18 protein-coding genes are annotated in these 16,023 nt (G+C 67.4%); 15 read left to right on the plus strand and 3 right to left on the minus strand.

Translation table 11 applies throughout. From position 1 onward, the window contains the following. Window positions 1-58: 58 nt before the first annotated feature. Window positions 59-1,360 (plus strand): MFS transporter, encoded by a 1,302-nt coding sequence (locus O5K31_RS03350; protein ID WP_269715832.1) that lies wholly within the window; start codon window positions 59-61, stop codon window positions 1,358-1,360. A 113-nt stretch (window positions 1,361-1,473) separates the two neighbouring features. On the opposite strand, the gene O5K31_RS03355 is transcribed toward O5K31_RS03350, so the two are convergent. After that, a complete protein-coding gene (locus tag O5K31_RS03355) occupies window positions 1,474-2,730 on the minus strand; it encodes a lytic murein transglycosylase (protein WP_269715834.1) in 1,257 nt (418 codons plus the stop codon). A gap of 195 nt (window positions 2,731-2,925) precedes the next feature. Here O5K31_RS03355 and ykgO point away from each other — a divergent pair, with 195 nt between their 5' ends. The 3 genes from ykgO (at window position 2,926) to O5K31_RS03370 (ending at window position 3,808) form a co-directional block, all read left to right on the plus strand. After that, a complete protein-coding gene (gene ykgO, locus O5K31_RS03360) occupies window positions 2,926-3,051 on the plus strand; it encodes a type B 50S ribosomal protein L36 (RefSeq protein ID WP_099620601.1) in 126 nt (41 codons plus the stop codon). Window positions 3,052-3,229: 178 nt separating this feature from the next. After that, window positions 3,230-3,496, plus strand: coding sequence for a DUF2312 domain-containing protein (locus O5K31_RS03365; protein WP_269715837.1), 267 nt, complete (start codon window positions 3,230-3,232; stop codon window positions 3,494-3,496). A gap of 9 nt (window positions 3,497-3,505) precedes the next feature. Further along, window positions 3,506-3,808, plus strand: a complete 303-nt coding sequence (locus O5K31_RS03370) for a hypothetical protein (RefSeq protein WP_269716990.1) — start codon at window positions 3,506-3,508, stop codon at window positions 3,806-3,808. A 129-nt stretch (window positions 3,809-3,937) separates the two neighbouring features. Here O5K31_RS03370 and O5K31_RS03375 read toward each other — a convergent pair whose 3' ends face one another. Next, the gene (locus tag O5K31_RS03375; RefSeq protein WP_269715839.1) at window positions 3,938-5,380 is read right to left on the minus strand and encodes a sigma-54-dependent transcriptional regulator; all 1,443 of its coding nucleotides are present in this window, start codon (window positions 5,378-5,380) and stop codon (window positions 3,938-3,940) included. A gap of 211 nt (window positions 5,381-5,591) precedes the next feature. Between O5K31_RS03375 and O5K31_RS03380 the strand changes: the two genes are divergently transcribed. From O5K31_RS03380 to O5K31_RS03430, 11 genes are all read left to right on the plus strand, one after another. Beyond that, window positions 5,592-6,497, plus strand: a complete 906-nt coding sequence (locus tag O5K31_RS03380) for an alpha/beta hydrolase (RefSeq protein WP_269715841.1) — start codon at window positions 5,592-5,594, stop codon at window positions 6,495-6,497. Window positions 6,498-6,536: 39 nt separating this feature from the next. Continuing rightward, window positions 6,537-6,800: a GIY-YIG nuclease family protein gene (locus O5K31_RS03385; protein ID WP_269716991.1), complete on the plus strand. Its 264-nt coding sequence runs from the start codon at window positions 6,537-6,539 to the stop codon at window positions 6,798-6,800. A gap of 209 nt (window positions 6,801-7,009) precedes the next feature. Then, window positions 7,010-8,809, plus strand: coding sequence for a M3 family oligoendopeptidase (locus O5K31_RS03390; protein ID WP_269715842.1), 1,800 nt, complete (start codon window positions 7,010-7,012; stop codon window positions 8,807-8,809). Between the two features lie 50 nt (window positions 8,810-8,859). Further along, the gene (locus O5K31_RS03395) at window positions 8,860-9,324 is read left to right on the plus strand and encodes a PaaI family thioesterase (protein ID WP_269715844.1); all 465 of its coding nucleotides are present in this window, start codon (window positions 8,860-8,862) and stop codon (window positions 9,322-9,324) included. Then, window positions 9,317-10,255, plus strand: coding sequence for an alpha/beta fold hydrolase (locus O5K31_RS03400; protein ID WP_269715846.1), 939 nt, complete (start codon window positions 9,317-9,319; stop codon window positions 10,253-10,255). The genes O5K31_RS03395 and O5K31_RS03400 overlap by 8 nt, the downstream gene beginning before the upstream one ends. Window positions 10,256-10,320: 65 nt before the next feature. Further along, entirely contained in the window at window positions 10,321-10,545 is a 225-nt protein-coding gene (locus O5K31_RS03405) for an aa3-type cytochrome c oxidase subunit IV (protein WP_269715848.1), read from the plus strand. 113 nt (window positions 10,546-10,658) lie between these two features. Continuing rightward, the gene (locus O5K31_RS03410) at window positions 10,659-11,792 is read left to right on the plus strand and encodes a Re/Si-specific NAD(P)(+) transhydrogenase subunit alpha (RefSeq protein WP_269715850.1); all 1,134 of its coding nucleotides are present in this window, start codon (window positions 10,659-10,661) and stop codon (window positions 11,790-11,792) included. A gap of 69 nt (window positions 11,793-11,861) precedes the next feature. Beyond that, the gene (locus O5K31_RS03415; protein ID WP_269715852.1) at window positions 11,862-12,188 is read left to right on the plus strand and encodes an NAD(P) transhydrogenase subunit alpha; all 327 of its coding nucleotides are present in this window, start codon (window positions 11,862-11,864) and stop codon (window positions 12,186-12,188) included. A gap of 22 nt (window positions 12,189-12,210) precedes the next feature. Beyond that, entirely contained in the window at window positions 12,211-13,629 is a 1,419-nt protein-coding gene (locus O5K31_RS03420; protein ID WP_269715854.1) for an NAD(P)(+) transhydrogenase (Re/Si-specific) subunit beta, read from the plus strand. Window positions 13,630-13,861: 232 nt separating this feature from the next. Then, the gene (locus tag O5K31_RS03425) at window positions 13,862-14,611 is read left to right on the plus strand and encodes a M23 family metallopeptidase (RefSeq protein ID WP_269715856.1); all 750 of its coding nucleotides are present in this window, start codon (window positions 13,862-13,864) and stop codon (window positions 14,609-14,611) included. 58 nt (window positions 14,612-14,669) lie between these two features. After that, complete coding sequence (locus O5K31_RS03430; protein ID WP_269715858.1) at window positions 14,670-15,617, plus strand: alpha/beta fold hydrolase; 948 nt, start codon at window positions 14,670-14,672, stop codon at window positions 15,615-15,617. 122 nt (window positions 15,618-15,739) lie between these two features. Here O5K31_RS03430 and rpsU read toward each other — a convergent pair whose 3' ends face one another. Further along, window positions 15,740-15,976, minus strand: coding sequence for a 30S ribosomal protein S21 (gene rpsU / locus O5K31_RS03435; RefSeq protein WP_269716992.1), 237 nt, complete (start codon window positions 15,974-15,976; stop codon window positions 15,740-15,742). Window positions 15,977-16,023 lie beyond the last annotated feature (47 nt).

The raw sequence follows: 16,023 nt of genomic DNA on the forward strand, positions 1-16,023 counted from the left end.
TGAGCGCCGTTCAGGTCGCCATTGCGCGACCTTGGGGAAGCGGCCTAACAGCAGGAATATGACCGAGCAGAAGCTGCCAAAACGCATCTTCGCCTTGCTGTTTTCGGCCTCCATCGTGGTGGCGATCGGCAATACCGGCCTATTGTCCGTCCTTCCCGCCATCGGCCGCCAGATCGGCATTCCCGACCCCATGGTCGCGGCGATCTTCTCGCTTTCGGCCCTGCTTTGGGCGGTGGGCTCGCCGTTCTGGGCGCGGCAGTCGGACATCCGTGGCCGCAAGCCCATGATTTTGCTGGGCCTGGCCGGTTTCGCCGTGTCCATGACTCTGTGCGGCCTGGTGGTCAGCGCCGGGCTCAATCACTGGGCGCCGGTCATGGCGATCTTCGTCATGTTCCTATTGGCGCGAGCCATTTTCGGCATGATCGGCTCGGCCTCGAACCCCGCGATCCAGGCCTATGTGGCCGAACGCACGGGACGCGGCGAACGGACGCAGGCCATGGCGGGTCTGGCCAGCGCCTTTGGCCTGGGGACCATCGTCGGCCCGGCGCTGGCGCCGCTGTTCGTCCTGCCGGTGGTGACCCTGGCGGGGCCGCTTTACGGCTTCGCCATCCTGGCCTTCATCGCCCTGATCGCGATCCTGCGCTTCCTGCCCGATGAGGAGCGCCGCCCGCACCCGCCGCGCGAGAAGAAGCCCTTCAGCCTGTTCGCCCAGTCGGGGGAGCCGTCCCTGTGGCGCGATCCGCGCCTGGCGCCCTTCCTGATCTTCGGCTTCCTGGCCGCCCTGTGCCAGACGGTCCAGACCCAGACCCTGGGCTTCATGATCATCGACAAGCTCGGCGTCTCCCCGCTGCAGGCCCAGGGCTTCACCGCCGTGGCCATGATGGCCGGCGCGGCGGCGGGGCTGCTGGCCCAGTGGTCGCTGATCCGCATGTTCAGCATGTCGCCCAAGGACCTGATGCGCTGGGGCGTGGCCCTGGCCTGCGGCGCCAATCTCGTCACCGCCTTCGCGCCCACCTACAGCGTGGTGGTCACCGCCTTCGCCGTGGGCAGCCTGGGCTACGGCTTCGTGCGGCCTGGCTTCACCGCCGGCGCGTCCCTGTCGGTGATGATGCACGAACAGGCGCGGGCGGCCGGCGCCATCGGGGCGATCAACGGCCTCAACGTGATCTTCGCCCCGTTCTTCGTCTGGCTGTACGAGGCGGTGCATCCCGCCCCGTTCCTGCTGAACGCCGCGATCCTCGGCGGCCTGCTGATCTACGCCCTCAAGAACAGCGTCCTGCGCGACGCGGGCGCCAAGGGCAATCCGGACGACGAGGCCACCCTGTCCCTGCTCGAGCGCAGCGACGAGGGCGGGGTTTGATAGTGCGTGCTTCGAGACGCGCTGTCGCGCTCCTCAGCATGACGAAGGCTGTCGCTCTACTGAATCCGTCATCCTGAGGAGGCCAAAGGCCGTCTCGAAGGACGCAGGGCGGCTTAGAGCCGCGGCGGGGCGGCCACGCCGAAGTTCGCCGCCGCCTGCAGCCTGCGCACCATGTCGGCCGACAGATAGCCGTCCGCCGGCACGCCCGCGGTCTTTTGCCAGGCGCGCAGGGCCTTGCGGGTCCCGGCCCCGATCACCCCGTCCGGCGGCCCCGGATCGAAGCCGAGGTTGGCCAGGGCCACCTGCGCCGCCTGCCGGTCGGCCAGCGACATGGCCGACTCCACCGGCCACGGCGTCAGCAACGGCCCGGCGCCGCCCATGCGATCGGCCAGCAGACCGACGCCAAGCGCATATGAGGTGGAGTTGTTGTACTTGCGGATGGCGTAGTGGTTCGGCAACGCCAGGAACGCCGGTCCGGCCGCTCCGGTCGGCAGCAGCAAGTTGGCGTTGGCGGCCGTATCGGCGGCGCTGAACGGCAGGCCGTCGGCCCGGCGCACGCCCTGGTCTATCCATTGTCTCACAAGTAGCCGCGTATCTTCCGTCTGGCCGTAGTCGAATTCTCCAGGGAGAATCACCTCCCGCGCCCAGCCCACGCCACGCTCCCAGCCGCCCTTGGCCAGCAGGCTCGCGGCCGAGGCCAGGGCGTCGGCGTCCGATCCCCAGATATCGCGCTTGTTATCGCCGTCCTCGTCCACGGCCGTGGACAGATAGTTGCTGGGCAGGAACTGGGTCTGGCCCATGGCCCCGGCCCAGGATCCCTTGAGCTTCTCGCGATTGACCTCGCCCGAGGCGATGATCTTCAGGCAGGCATAGAGTTCGCCCTCCGCCCACGAACGGCGACGTCCCTGCGCCGCCAGTGTGGCCAGCGAGCGGACCACGTCCTTGGTCCCCTGGATCTTGCCGAAGGCCGACTCCATCGCCCAGACGGCGATCAGGATTTCCTTGGGCACGCCGAAGCGCTGCTCCACATGCGGCAGGAAGGTCAGGCTCTCGCGCTTGCTGCGGCCGATGGCGATGCGCTCGTCGCTGACCACGCCGCGCAGATAGTCGCTGACGGGCCGCGAGAACTCCGGCTGCTTGGCGTCGGAGCTGGACACGCCCGGATCGGGGGCCAGGCCCTCAAGCTGCGCCTTCAACAACTCGGCGGGCCAGCCGGCCTGGACCGAGCGGTCGTAGAAGTCGGCGCGCCAGGCGTCAAACAGCGGATCGCCCGAACTGGCGAAGGTCCACCCTTGCGAGCGGGCGGAGGTGAGGGTCACGCCTGTCCCGGCGAGGGCGGCGGCGGAAAATACGAAGGAACGACGAAGCATGTCGCCAAGGCTAGCGGCTTCGCGCCAAATCGTTCAATCACAAGGACGACAGCCGGCCGCCGAAGTCCCGCCGCAATTGACTCCCGCCCAATGTCCGCCTATACGCCCGCCCTCTGGAATTAACCGGCAAGCCCCGTCAGCGCGTTTCTCGCTGGACGCCGGGCGGCCCGCAGCAACAACAAGACGGTCGAGATCATGAAGGTTCGTAGCTCGCTGAAGTCGCTGAAGTCGCGTCACCGCGATTGCAAGCTGGTCCGCCGCAAGGGCCGCATCTACGTGATCAACAAGACCGATCCGCGCTTCAAAGCCAAGCAAGGCTAAGAAAGCCGCCATCGGCGCTTCGACGCGCCGAGCGCAGAATTCGACTGAGAACCGGCCGGCGACGGCCGGTTCTTTTCGTTTGTCCGGACTGCCTCGAATCGCACCTGTTGTTAGCGGCCCGTCCCGCGACTATGGTCCGCCGCCTTCCGCCTATTCCTGACTTGTGAGAGCATTCCTCATGGCCGACGACTCCGCTTCCGTTGACGTTCTGAACTCGACCGCTCAGGGCCAGTTGAAGAGCATCATCGATCGCATCGAGCGCCTTGAGGTCGAAAAGGCCGAGGTCGCCGAGCAGATCAAGGAAGTGTACGCCGAGGCCAAGGGCAACGGCTTCGACGTCAAGATCCTGCGCAAGGTCGTGCGCCTGCTGAAGCAGGACCGCGCCAAGCGCCAGGAGGAAGAGGCCATCCTCGATCTCTACCTGTCCGCCCTCGGCGGGCTCTAAGGGCGGCCGCTGAAGCGCAAGCTTCCAGACCGGTACGAGGCGGCCAAGCGCGCCGCTCTCAACGCGTTGAAGCGCGCCCAACGCACCGCCGACAAGGCGGGCGTCGAACTTTCCGAATGGGAAGGTGAATTCCTCGGCTCCGTGGCGGACCGGGTGAAGACCTATGGCCGCGCCTTCGGCGATCCCGAAAAGGGCGCGCCGGGCCAGGCTCTCTCGGCCATGCAGGCGATCAAGCTGAAGGAGATCGCCGCCAAGGCCAAGGGCGAGAAGGCCGCCAGAACATTTCGCCGTAAGAAGCCGTCTGGCGATTAGCGCGCTCGGCCGCGCACAGCAGGCGGCCCAGCTCGTAGATCTCGTTCACCGGCTCAGACAGGGGCGGGCGCGGGATGTCCAGCTCGGCGTCGAACATGGGGCGGGGCGTGGCGCGGCGAAGAGCCATGGTCACGACGCCTTCACCAGCTCTTCCAGACCTTGCTCGCGCACCTTGCGATAAAGGGTGGAGCGGCCGATGCCCAGGCGGCGGGCCACCTCGCTCATATGGCCGGCATAGACCTCGATGGCGTGCTGGATCAGGTCGCGCTCGATCTCCTCCAGCGTCCGCAGATGCCCGCGGCCATCCAGGATGCGTACCGGCTGCTCGCCGATGGGGGCGGCGGCCACGTCCGCCAGGATCGAGCCGCTCGGCGTCGCCGACTCGGGCGGCGGAACCGACACGCCCGAAATCGCCGGGAAGTCGTGCAACTGCAGATAGGGCGCGTCCGACAGGACGATGGCGCGATAGACGGTATTTTCCAGCTGGCGGACATTGCCCGGCCAGTCGAAGCCGCTCAGGCAGGCCAGGGCCTCGGGCGCGCAGCCGATCACGCCCTTGCCTTCCTCGACGTTGAAGCGGCGCACGAAGGCGTCGATCAGAGCCGGAATGTCCTCACGACGGTCGCGCAGGGCGGGGGCCTCGATGGGGAACACATTCAGGCGATAGAATAGGTCTTCACGGAACCGGCCCTCGGACACCGCCGTGGCCAGGTCGCGGTTGGTGGCCGAGACGATGCGCACGTCCACCTTGGTCGGACGCTTGGCCCCGATGGGATCGATCTCGCCTTCCTGCAGGGCGCGCAGCAGCTTTACCTGCATATCCAGCGGCAACTCGCCCACCTCGTCCAGGAACAGGGTGCCGCCGTCGGCCTCCTTGAACTTGCCCAGGTGCTTGTCGGTGGCGCCGGTAAAGCTGCCCTTCTCGTGGCCGAAGAGGATCGACTCCACGAGGTTCTCGGGGATCGCGCCGCAGTTGACCGCCACGAAAGGTTTGCCCGCGCGGTCCGAACCGCCATGCACGGCGCGCGCGATCAGCTCCTTGCCGACCCCGCTCTCGCCGGTGACCAGGATGGGGATGGATGATTTGGCCGCCCGCGCGCCCATGCGCTTGACCAGGGTCATGGCCGGGCCGTCGCCGATCAGGTCCTCGAAGGTGGTGCGGTTGGTGGCCCGCTTGCTCAGCCGGTCCACCTCGCCCTTCAGGGCGCCCATGGACAGGGCGTTGCGGATCGACACGATGATCCGCTCCGGCGAGGCCGGCTTGATGAAGAAGTCGTTGGCGCCGGCCTGCATGGCCTTGACCACGGTGTCGACGCCACCCGTGGCGGTCAGCACGATCACTGGTTGGGTCAGGCCGCGCTGCCGGATCTGAACCAGGGTCTCCTGTCCCGTGATGCCGGGCATGACCAGATCGAGCAGCACCACGTCGGCGCTCTTGCCCGCGATCAGATGCGACAGTGCTTCATCGCCATTCTCGGCTTGCGCGACGGCGAAGCCTTCGCGTTCGAGAACAGCCTGAATCAACCGACGCTGAGTCGGATCGTCGTCGACGACGAGAACCGTCTTGGTCATCTTGAAGACACCTACCTGATACCGGCGCCGCCTCCCTGAAAACCTGGGGACGACACTCATTGTGGTTCGTATTGGTACAGGAGCCGGGTAAAGGCGCGGTTTCGGAGACGTGAGTCCTGGGTTAACGAGCCTGACCGTTGGTGTGGAGTTGGAAACCATGAATCTCGCCGCCGCAGTCCTCGCCGCAGGGCTCATTTTCGCAGGATCCGCCATGGCCGCGCCAATCGACCCGCTCGCCGATCCCAGCTTCGAGAAGATCGCCCTGTGGCCGGGCTCGCCTCCCGGCTCGAACGGCGTCGTCGCCAAGGGCCGCATCACCGAGCGCAGCGAAAACCCCGTGGTGATCCGCGACCGCTTCATCGACCATGTCGATCGCCCCGACATGATCGTCTTCAAGCCCAAGACGCCGAACGGAACCTCCCTGCTGATGGTGCCGGGCGGCGGCTATGTCCGCGTGGTCATGGACAAGGAAGGCTACGAGACGGCCGGGCGTTTCGCCGCCGCCGGGGTCACGGTCTATGTCATGACCTACCGCATGCCGGGCGATGGTTGGGCCGCCGGTCCGGACGTGGTGCTGCAGGATATGCAGCGCGCCCTGCGCCTGGTGCGCCAGCGGGCGACGAACGGTCTTGATCCAAAGAAGGTGGGGGTGATCGGCTTCTCCGCCGGTGGCCACGCCGCGGGTTCGCTGACCTTCCGCTATGATGCGCCCGTCTATGAACCGCTCGACGAGGCCGACCGCCTCTCGGCGCGACCGGACTTCTCGGTCCTTATGTACCCGGTCGCCACCATGACCGATCCGTTCGTTCATGCGGGCTCGCGCAAGGAGCTCCTGGGCGCCGCGCCCTCTCCCCAAGCGATCGCCAAATACTCCCTGGAAAAAGAGGTCCGCCCCGACGCTCCGCCTGTGATCTTCATCCACGCCGCCGACGACGCTTCCGTGCCCGTGGAGAACAGCCTGCAGCTATTCGCCGCCCTCAAGGCCGCCAAGGTCCCCGCCGAGATGCACATCTACGAGGAAGGCGGCCACGGCTTCGGCCTGCGCTTCACCAAGGACAAGCCCGTCGCCGCCTGGCCCGATGCGGTCCTCAATTGGATGAAGCGCAAGGGGTTTTAGGGCTTGAGCGACCGCTACCCCTGCATCGCCGTCTATCTGATGACGGACCGCAGACGCGGCACGCTCTACATCGGCGTCACTAGCGATCTGCCTCGCCGTATCTACGAGCATCGCGAGGGTGCGCTGCCCGGCTTCACGAAGCGATACGGCCTGAAGACTCTGGTCTGGTACGAAGTTCAGGACGAGATGGCCCAGGCTCTACAGCGCGAAAGGTCGCTGAAGCGCTGGTCGCGGGACTGGAAGATCAACCTGATCGAGCGGGAGAACCCCGACTGGATCGATCTCTATCCATCTCTCGCCTGAGTCCAGCCCTTCAACCGCTTCCCTGGGCCTTGTGCCCGGGGTCCCTGTGTCCGCTGGCGCGGCGCCAGATCGGCTAGCTCGGAGAATGCGGATGCAGGGACCCTCGCCACAGGGGCGAGGGAGGCGTGCATTGTGATGAATACCTCACAGCTCTACCTCCCGCCCGCGCCTTCCTATATTCCCAGGCTGAACCACCTCAGAGACGCCTCATGAACGCTCCCGTCCGCACGCCGAAGTCCGACATCCCGCAATGGCGGCTCGACGATCTGTACGTCGGGCGGGACGATCCCAGGATCGAGACGGACTTGGCGGCGGCCAAGGCGGCCAATGACGCGCTGGTCGCCCTCAAGGGGGCCTTCGTCGCCGCGCGGTCCGAGCCGGCCAAGCTGGGCGCCCTGATCAGCCAGGGCCTGCGTCACTACGAGGAAGCCACCAACGCCCTGTGGGGCGTCGGGGCCTATGCGTCCCTGGCGGCGTCCACCGCCCGCGATGACGCGGGCTGGTCCAAGTTTGAAGCTGATATCCGCGCCCGCGCCGCCGCCATCGGCGCCGAGAGCCTGTTCTTCACCCTGGAGCTCAACGAGCTTGAGGACGAGGAGATCGCCGCCGCGCTCAAGTCGCACGTGGCCGCCGGCCGCTGGAGCCCCTGGCTGCGCCGCCTGCGCCTGTCGCGCCCGCACGAGCTGTCGCCCGACCTGGAGCATCTGCTGATCGACCGCGCACCCGCCGTCGCCAACTGGGTGCGCCTCTGGGACGAGACCCTGGCCCGCCTGACCGCCAAGGTCGGTCGCGAGACCCTGACGCTGCCCGAGGCGCTGAACCGCCTTACCGACCCCAGCGCCGCCAATCGCAAGGCCGCCGCTAACGGCCTGGCCAAGGCGCTGGAGGAGCGCACCTCGACCCAGGCTCTGGTGCTCAACACCCTGGCTTTTGAGAAGCAGGTCGAGGATCGCTGGCGCCGCTACGCCACCCCGGCCCAGTCGCGCCACCTGGCCAACGAGGTGGACGCCGAATCCGTCGCCGCGCTGGAGGCGGCGGTGGTCGAGTCCTACCCCTCGATCAGCCACCGCTATTACGCGCTCAAGGCCATGGCCATGGGCCGCAAGACCCTGGACTACTGGGACCGCAACGCGCCGCTCGACGCCGCCGCCCCGCGCCAGTACGGCTGGGACGAGGCCAAGGGCCTGGTGCTGGAAAGCTTCCAGGATCTGGCGCCCAAGTTCGCCGACGTGGCCCGTACCTTCTTCACCCAGCCGTGGATCGACGCCGCTCCTCGGCCCGGCAAGCAGTCGGGCGCCTATTCGCACCCGGTCTCGGCCAACCGCCACCCCTACGTCTTCATGAACTACATGGGCGAGCGGCGGGACGTCCTGACCCTGGCCCACGAACTGGGTCACGCCGTCCACCAGACCCTGTGCTCGCCGCTGGGCACCCTGCTGGCCGACACGCCCCTGACGCTGGCCGAGACCGCGTCGATCTTCGGCGAGGGCCTGGTGTTCGAGCGCCTGCTGGCCGAGGCGTCCAAGGCCGACCGCATGGCGCTGCTCGCCGGCAAGATCGAGGATGGCCTGAACACGGTGGTGCGCCAGATCGCCTTCCACCGCTTCGAGAGCCGCTTCCATGAAGCCCGCCTGCAGGGCGAGCTGGCCCCTGACCAGATCAGCGGCCTGTGGCTTGAGACCATGGCCGAAAGCCTTGGTCCGGCCGTGAAGCTGAATCCCGGTTACGAGCACTACTGGGCCTATGTCAGCCACTTCGCTCACGCGCCGTTCTACGTTTACGCCTACGCCTTCGGGGACCTGCTGGTACGCGGTCTGATGGCTAAGCGGGCGGAAGATCCCGTGGCCTTCGCGCCCCTGTACGAGGACCTGCTCGCCGCCGGCGGCACCAAGACCTATGTCGAGGCCCTGGCCCCCTTCGGCCTCGATCCGCGCGATAAGGCGTTCTGGACCGCCGGCTGCTCGCAGCTGGAAAAGTTGGTCGACGAGTTCGACGAACTGGTGGGCTGACCTTAAGTCACGGCTTCCCACCCGCCTCAAACGCTTGTTAGATTCATCGGATGTCCGATGACCTGACAGAGGCCCAGGCGGCCGTCATTCCCGAAGGCTTCCGCCAGCTCAACTGGTCGCGAGGCTTTGGGCTGCAGATCGGCCCGCTGTTCGAGCGGGGCGGGGAGCGGTCCTTGCTCGCCTTCCGGGTCGAGCAGCATCACACCAACGGCCTGGGAAACTGCCACGGCGGCATGTTGATGAGCTTCGCCGACATGGCTTGGGGCCGCATCATCTCCATCGAGCGCTCCAGCCGTTGGGTGACCGTGCGCCTGACCTGCGACTTCCTCTCCGGCGCTCAGCTGGGCGACTGGGTCGAGGGTGAGAGCGAGCTGATCTCCGAAACCGACGGCCTGTTCACGGTGCGCGGCCGCATCTGGTGCGGCGAGCGGACCCTGATGACCGGCTCTGGCGTGTTCAAGTCCCTGGGCGCGCGTGAGCCGCGTCCGGGCGAGAAGGCATTCACCAATGGCTGATGACGCCCCCCTGCCGCCGGAACTGGCGACGCCCCTGGCGTCCTTCAAGGGCGAAAAGCCGCCGGCTCCCGCCTGGTTCGACGAGGCCGTGGCCCGCGAGCCCGAACGCTCCACTGTCGAGGTCGATGGCGTCGATATCGAGCTGCTGACCTGGGGCGAGGTTGGCAAGCCCGGCCTGATGTTCCTGCACGGCAACGGGGCCCACGCCGACTGGTGGAGCTTCATCGCCCCGTTCTTCGCCGACGAGTGGCGGGTGGCCGCCATCTCCTGGTCCGGCATGGGCGGCTCGGGCTGGCGGGAGAAATATGACGGCGACCAGTTCGTGCGCGAGGCCTTCGCCGCCGCAGAGGCCGCCGGGCTCTATGCCGATGGCGGCAAGCCGGTCTTTGTCGGCCACTCCTTCGGCTCCTATCCGACCATGCTGGCGGCGGCCAAGGGCGGCGACCGCCTGCGCGCCGCGGTCAGCGTCGATTCGCCGATCCGCCCGCCCAGCCGCGAATGGAAAGGCCCGCCGTCCCGCAGCGGACCCAACCGCGTCTATGAAACCTTGAACGACGCCTTGGCTCGTTTCCGCCTGGCCCCGCCGCAGCCCTGCGAGAACCTCTACATCGTCGATTTCATCGCCCGCCGCTCGGTGGCCAAGGTCGAGGGCGGCCTGCGCTGGAAGTTCGATCCGGACCTTTGGAAGCACTTCAGCTTCAACGAGCGCCCCGGCCGGCCCAAATGCCCGAGCGCCTTCATGTGGGGCCAGAACTCCGCCCTGATCGATCCGGAGGTGCTGGAGTACATGCACAGCCTGGTCGCGCCCGGCACCCCGATGATCGAGCTTCCGCAGGCCCATCACCACGTCATGCTCGACCAGCCGCTGGCCTTCGTCGGCGCCCTGCGCGGCCTGCTCGCTGGCTGGCCGCGAAAGGCCGCGCAGACCTGAGCTTGAGCCGGGCGGCGCGGCGTTGTATCTGCCGACCCATTCAAGTTTCCACGCAAGGGCGCGACATGGCCGACTATCACCGCGGTGAGATGGATATCCAGGAACAGGCATCGACCTTCCATGCCTTCAACCTGATGGCCAAGTGGGGCTCGCTGGCCCTGTCGGCCGTCCTCACCAGCCTGGTCCTGTGGTTCTGCACCAGCGCCGGCTTCCTCGGCGGTCTGATCGCCGGCGTGATCGTGGCGGTGGCGGGCGTCTTCCTCCTGAAGGAAAAGCCTCAGGCGCACTAACGCCTGTTTCAGAATAATTTTGCGCGAGCCGGCCTGTTCGGCTCGACAAAGGGCAAGTTCATCCCCTAGACCGGCTGCAACTATAAGGCAGTTGGTTGAGGGGGAGGCGCTGCATGGCCGTCATCGCGGTCACCAAGGAACGTCGTTCGGGCGAGACTCGCGTCGCCGCGACTCCTGAAAGCATCAAGAAGCTCATCGCCGCCGGTTTCGCGGTGACCGTCGAGGAAGGCGCTGGCCTGGCCGCCGCCTATCCCGACGCCGACTACGCCGCCGCGGGCGCCAAGCTGGCCAAGACCGCTAAGGCCGCCGTCGCCGACGCCGATATCCTGTTCAAGGTTCGCGGCCCCGAGGCCGACGAGATCGCGGGCCTTAAGGCCGGCGCCCTCGTGGTCGCCCTGCTGAATCCGCACCAGGACAAGGCGACCCTCGACGCCCTGACCAAGAAGGGCTGCACCGCCCTGGCCATGGAGTTCATCCCGCGCATTACGCGGGCCCAGGTGATGGACGCTCTGTCGTCCCAGGCCAACCTGGCCGGCTACCGCGCTGTGATCGAAGGGGCCCACGTCTATGGCAAGGCCCTGCCGATGATGATGACCGCCGCCGGCACCGTCGCCGCGGCCAAGGTGTTCATCATGGGGGTCGGCGTCGCCGGCCTGCAGGCCATCGCCACGGCCCGCCGTCTCGGCGCGGTGGTCACCGCCACCGATGTGCGCCCCGCCACCAAGGAGCAGGTGGAGTCGCTCGGCGCCAAGTTCCTGGCCGTCGAGGACGAGGAGTTCAAGAACGCCCAGACCGCCGGCGGCTACGCCAAGGAGATGTCCAAGGAGTATCAGGCCAAGCAGGCCGAGCTCGTCAGCGGTCACATCGCCAAGCAAGACATCGTCATCACCACGGCCCTGATCCCGGGGCGGCCCGCGCCGCGCCTTGTCACCGCCGCCCAGGTCGCCTCCATGCGCCCCGGCTCGGTGCTGATCGACCTAGCCATTGAGCAGGGCGGCAATGTCGAGGGCGCCAAGCTCGACCAGATCGTCGAGACCGCCAATGGGGTGAAGATCGTCGGCATCGCCAACCTGGCGGGCCGTATCGCCACCGACGCCTCGGCGCTTTATGCGCGCAACCTGGTCTCCCTGTCGGCCCTGCTGCTGAGCAAGGAGGGCGCCTACGCTCCCGACTTCGAGGACGAGATTCTCAAGGCGGCCGTGGTCTGCCAAGGCGGCGCGATCGTCCATCCGGCCCTCAAGGCCTAACAACAAGGTTCGCCGTCCAGAGCGCGCCGTGGGCGCAGTCGAAGGACGCACAAAGGAAGGCTTGAGACCATGGAAGCCGTCGACCCCACCATCTTCCGCCTGGCGATCTTCGTGCTCGCCATCTTCGTTGGCTACTACGTGGTGTGGAGCGTCACGCCCGCCCTGCACACGCCCCTGATGGCGGTGACCAACGCCATCTCGTCCGTGATCATCGTCGGCGCCCTGCTGGCCGCCGCCGCCCATGGCGTGGAGGCGCAGGGCGCCCAGGCCGCCGGTTCGGTCTGGATATCCAAGGGCGCCGGCGCCGTCGCCGCCGCCTTCGCCGCCGTGAACATCTTCGGCGGCTTCCTGGTCACGCAGCGAATGCTGGCCATGTACAAGAAGAAGCAGAAGTAGAGCGGGGATCGGGGGACATCACATGAACGCCAATCTCGCCGCCATCCTCTACCTCGTCTCCGGGGTGCTGTTCATCCTGGCCCTGCGCGGGCTTTCCAGCCCCGAGACCAGCCGCAAGGGCAACACCTACGGCATGGTGGGCATGGCCATCGCCGTGTTCACCACCCTGGCCACCCTCTGGAGCCAGGGCGCGCTGGACGCCATCACCGTCGGCCTGATCATCGCGGGCGTCGCTGTCGGCGGCGGCGTCGGCGCGGTCATCGCCCGCAAGGTGCCGATGACCTCCATGCCGCAGCTGGTCGCCGCCTTCCACAGCCTGGTCGGCATGGCCGCCTGCCTGGTGGCCGTGGCCGCCATCTATACCCCTGCCGCCTACGGCATCGTCGGCGCGGACGGGCATATCCACGTCAACAGCCTGATCGAGCTGTCCCTGGGCCTAGCCATCGGCGCCATCACCTTCACCGGCTCGGTCATCGCCTTCGCCAAGCTGAACGGCAACATGGGCGGCGCGCCGATCCTGCTGCCGGCCCGTCACCTGCTGAACATCGCCATCGCCGCCGGCATCGTCGCCCTGATCGTGGTGCTGGTCGTCACGGGCGGCGAGGCCAAGTGGGCCTTCTGGGGCATCTTCGCCCTCAGCCTGCTGATCGGCGTCACCCTGATCATCCCCATCGGCGGGGCCGACATGCCCGTCGTGGTGTCGATGCTGAACAGCTATTCCGGCTGGGCGGCGGCGGCGCTGGGCTTCACGCTGGAAAACACCACCCTGATCATCACCGGGGCTCTGGTCGGCTCGTCCGGCGCGATCCTGTCCTACATCATGTGCAAGGGCATGAACCGCAGCTTCGTCTCGGTGATCCTGGGCGGCTTCGGCGCCGACGCCGCGGCCGCGGGTCCTGGCGGCGCGGTCGAGACGCGGCCCGTGAAACAGGGCTCGGCCGACGACGCGGCCTTCATCATGAAGAACGCCTCCAAGGTCATCATCGTCCCCGGCTACGGCATGGCCGTGTCCCAGGCTCAGCATGCCCTGCGCGAAATGGCCGACAAGCTGAAGGAGGAGGGGGTCGAGGTGAAGTACGCCATCCACCCCGTCGCCGGCCGCATGCCCGGCCACATGAACGTCCTGCTGGCCGAGGCCAACGTGCCCTATGACGAGGTGTTCGAGCTGGAGGACATCAATTCGGAGTTCTCCACCGCCGACGTGGCCTTCGTCATCGGGGCCAACGACGTGACCAACCCGGCCGCCAAGACCGACCCCACCAGCGCCATCTTCGGCATGCCGATCCTGGACGTCGAGAAGGCCCGCACGGTCCTGTTCGTCAAACGCGGCATGGCGTCCGGCTATGCCGGGGTCGAGAACGAGCTCTTCTTCCGCGACAACACCATGATGCTGTTCGCCGACGCCAAGAAGATGGTCGAAGGCATCGTGAAGGGGCTCTAGCTCCGATCCTCATCGCCTCCCTCGCCACAAGGGAGGGAGGCGATGAGGATAGCTCGTGATCAGGTTGAGATCAGTGAGCCATTGGCTGAATCTTCTACAGCCAAGCTGAGCCCAATTTAGGCCAATAACCGCCTCTAGTTCTTCGGCTTCATCATCGAAGAACGTCGCCGCGCGGCCGTCTGATCTCGGCGGGCCGCATATAAAGCGCGACACCAAACACGAGGTCTACGAATTGTCCACCGACGTCATTGACGGACGGGTCCCGTACATGGGCCTCGCCGCCATCCTTGGCTCTTGCGCCCTATGGGGCGTATTCGCCATGACCGCCATCGGCGCCGCGCGTCCCGATGCGGACCTGTCCTTCATCTCCAGTCCCAAGCCGGCGCCTGTGACCGTTGCGCCCGCGCCGGTCGTCGCCCCGCCGCCGCCGGCCTTCAGCTTCGTCACGCCCCTGCCGGGTCAGCAGGTCAATTCGTCCTTCGGCATGCGCCAATTGCCCTGGGAGGAAGCCGGCCGCCTGCACAAGGGCGTCGATATCGCCGCGCCCGAAGGCGCGCCCGTCCTAGCCACTCTGCCGGGAACGGTCATCCGCTCGGGCGAGGACGCCGCATATGGCCGCTTCGTCGAGGTGGCGCACGACCACGGCCTGTCGTCGCTCTATGCGCACCTGGGCCGCAAGGCCAAGGGCATGCGCAAGGGCTCGGCCATCGACGCTGGTCAGGTCATCGGCCATGTGGGCTCTTCCGGCCGCTCCACCGGCTCGCACCTGCATTTCGAGATCCGCCACGACGGCGATCCGGTGAACCCGACCTACTTCATGGGCCGCCAGTTCGCGCAGGCCGACGACCTGCCCCTGACCGCCGCCGCCCGCGTCTCGCGCAAGGTGCGCATGGCCACCGTCTCCAACTGGCCCAAGGGGGTGCGCAAGAAAGCGGCGCAGCAGGGCGAACGGCCCCGCGCGGTGATCCGTCTGACGGAATGATCGCGCGCGTTGCGGCTTTGTAATTCGCCAAAGCCGCAAGGCTGCTTATCTAGGCTCCATGCTCAGCTTCACCGTTCGCGCCGCCGCCTGTCTATCGCTCGCCTTCGTCGCCTGGATCGCCCTTGGCGGCGCCATGTCGATCGCCGCCCCCCAGCCGAGGGGCAAGTTCTATGACGTGGGCGGGCGCAACATGCGCCTGGTCTGCGAAGGGCCGGCCACCGGCTCCCCCACTGTCCTGCTCGAGGCCGGCGCCTTCGGCTTCGCCGCCGACTGGGGCGCGGTGCAGGAAGCCCTGACCGCTCAGGGCATCCGCTCCTGCGCCTATGACCGCGCCGGCATGGGCTATTCCGACCCCGGCCCGCTGCCCCGCGACGGGAACGCCATCGAAGGCGATCTGGAAAAGCTGCTGGCCGCCGCCGGCGAGAAGGGACCCTTCGTCCTGGTCGGCCATTCCATGGCCGGCATGCGCATGCCGCTGTTCGCCGCCTCCCACGCCGACGCGGTGGTCGGAGTCGTGCTGGTGGACGCCGCCTCGCCCAGCCCTGACATGATGAAGCGGGCCGAAACCTTCGTCAGAACCTTCGTGGCCGCCTCCCGCTGGGCGGCCCGTGGCGCGGCGCTGGGTCTCTACAAGCCGCTGAAGGGCACGCGCCTGGGCGACAAGATCGGCCTGCCGCCCCAGGCTTCGGCCGAAAAGCGCTGGGCCTTCGCCGACAAGAGCCACAACCGCACCGCCGCCCGCGAGGTCGAGGCCTGGCGCCCCGCCGCCGAACAGGCCCTGGCCGCGCCGCCCTATCCCAAGTCGTGGCCCGTCGCCGCGGTGACCGCCGGCGCCCTGACGCCGGGCGCGCGCGCCGAATGGAAGAAGGCTCAATCCGCCCCCGCCGAAGCTTCTGAGCACGGCTATGTCCGCCACGTGGAAGGCGCTAGCCACAATTCCCTGCTCGGCCGCAAATACGCCCACGAGATCGTCAAGGCGGTGCAGTTCGTGATCGCGAACGGCTAGGGCCGCCTAGATCCTCCCCCAGAGGGCGAGGATTAAGACCCCAAACGCCAAAAAGGCCGCGCGGCGAACCGCGCGGCCTTTTCGATATCTAGCGAGCCGGTCGGCCCGCCGAAGGTCCGGTCTTAACGAGCGGCGGGCTTCTTCGGCGCGGGCAGCAGGCCTTCACGCTGGGCGCGCTTGCGGGCCAGCTTACGGGCGCGACGGACGGCTTCAGCCTTCTGGCGAGCGCGCTTTTCCGACGGCTTTTCGTAATGCACGTGGCGCTTCATCTCGCGGAACGAGCCTTCGCGCTGCATCTTCTTCTTCAGGGCCTTGAGGGCCTGATCGACGTTGTTGTCGCGGACAAAAATCTGAACCAGGGGACTCTCTCCGGTCGGTTGGTCGGCCCCCTGATACGGGCGCGCGA

It is taken from the genome of Caulobacter sp. NIBR2454 (assembly GCF_027474405.1).
GTDB lineage: Bacteria > Pseudomonadota > Alphaproteobacteria > Caulobacterales > Caulobacteraceae > Caulobacter.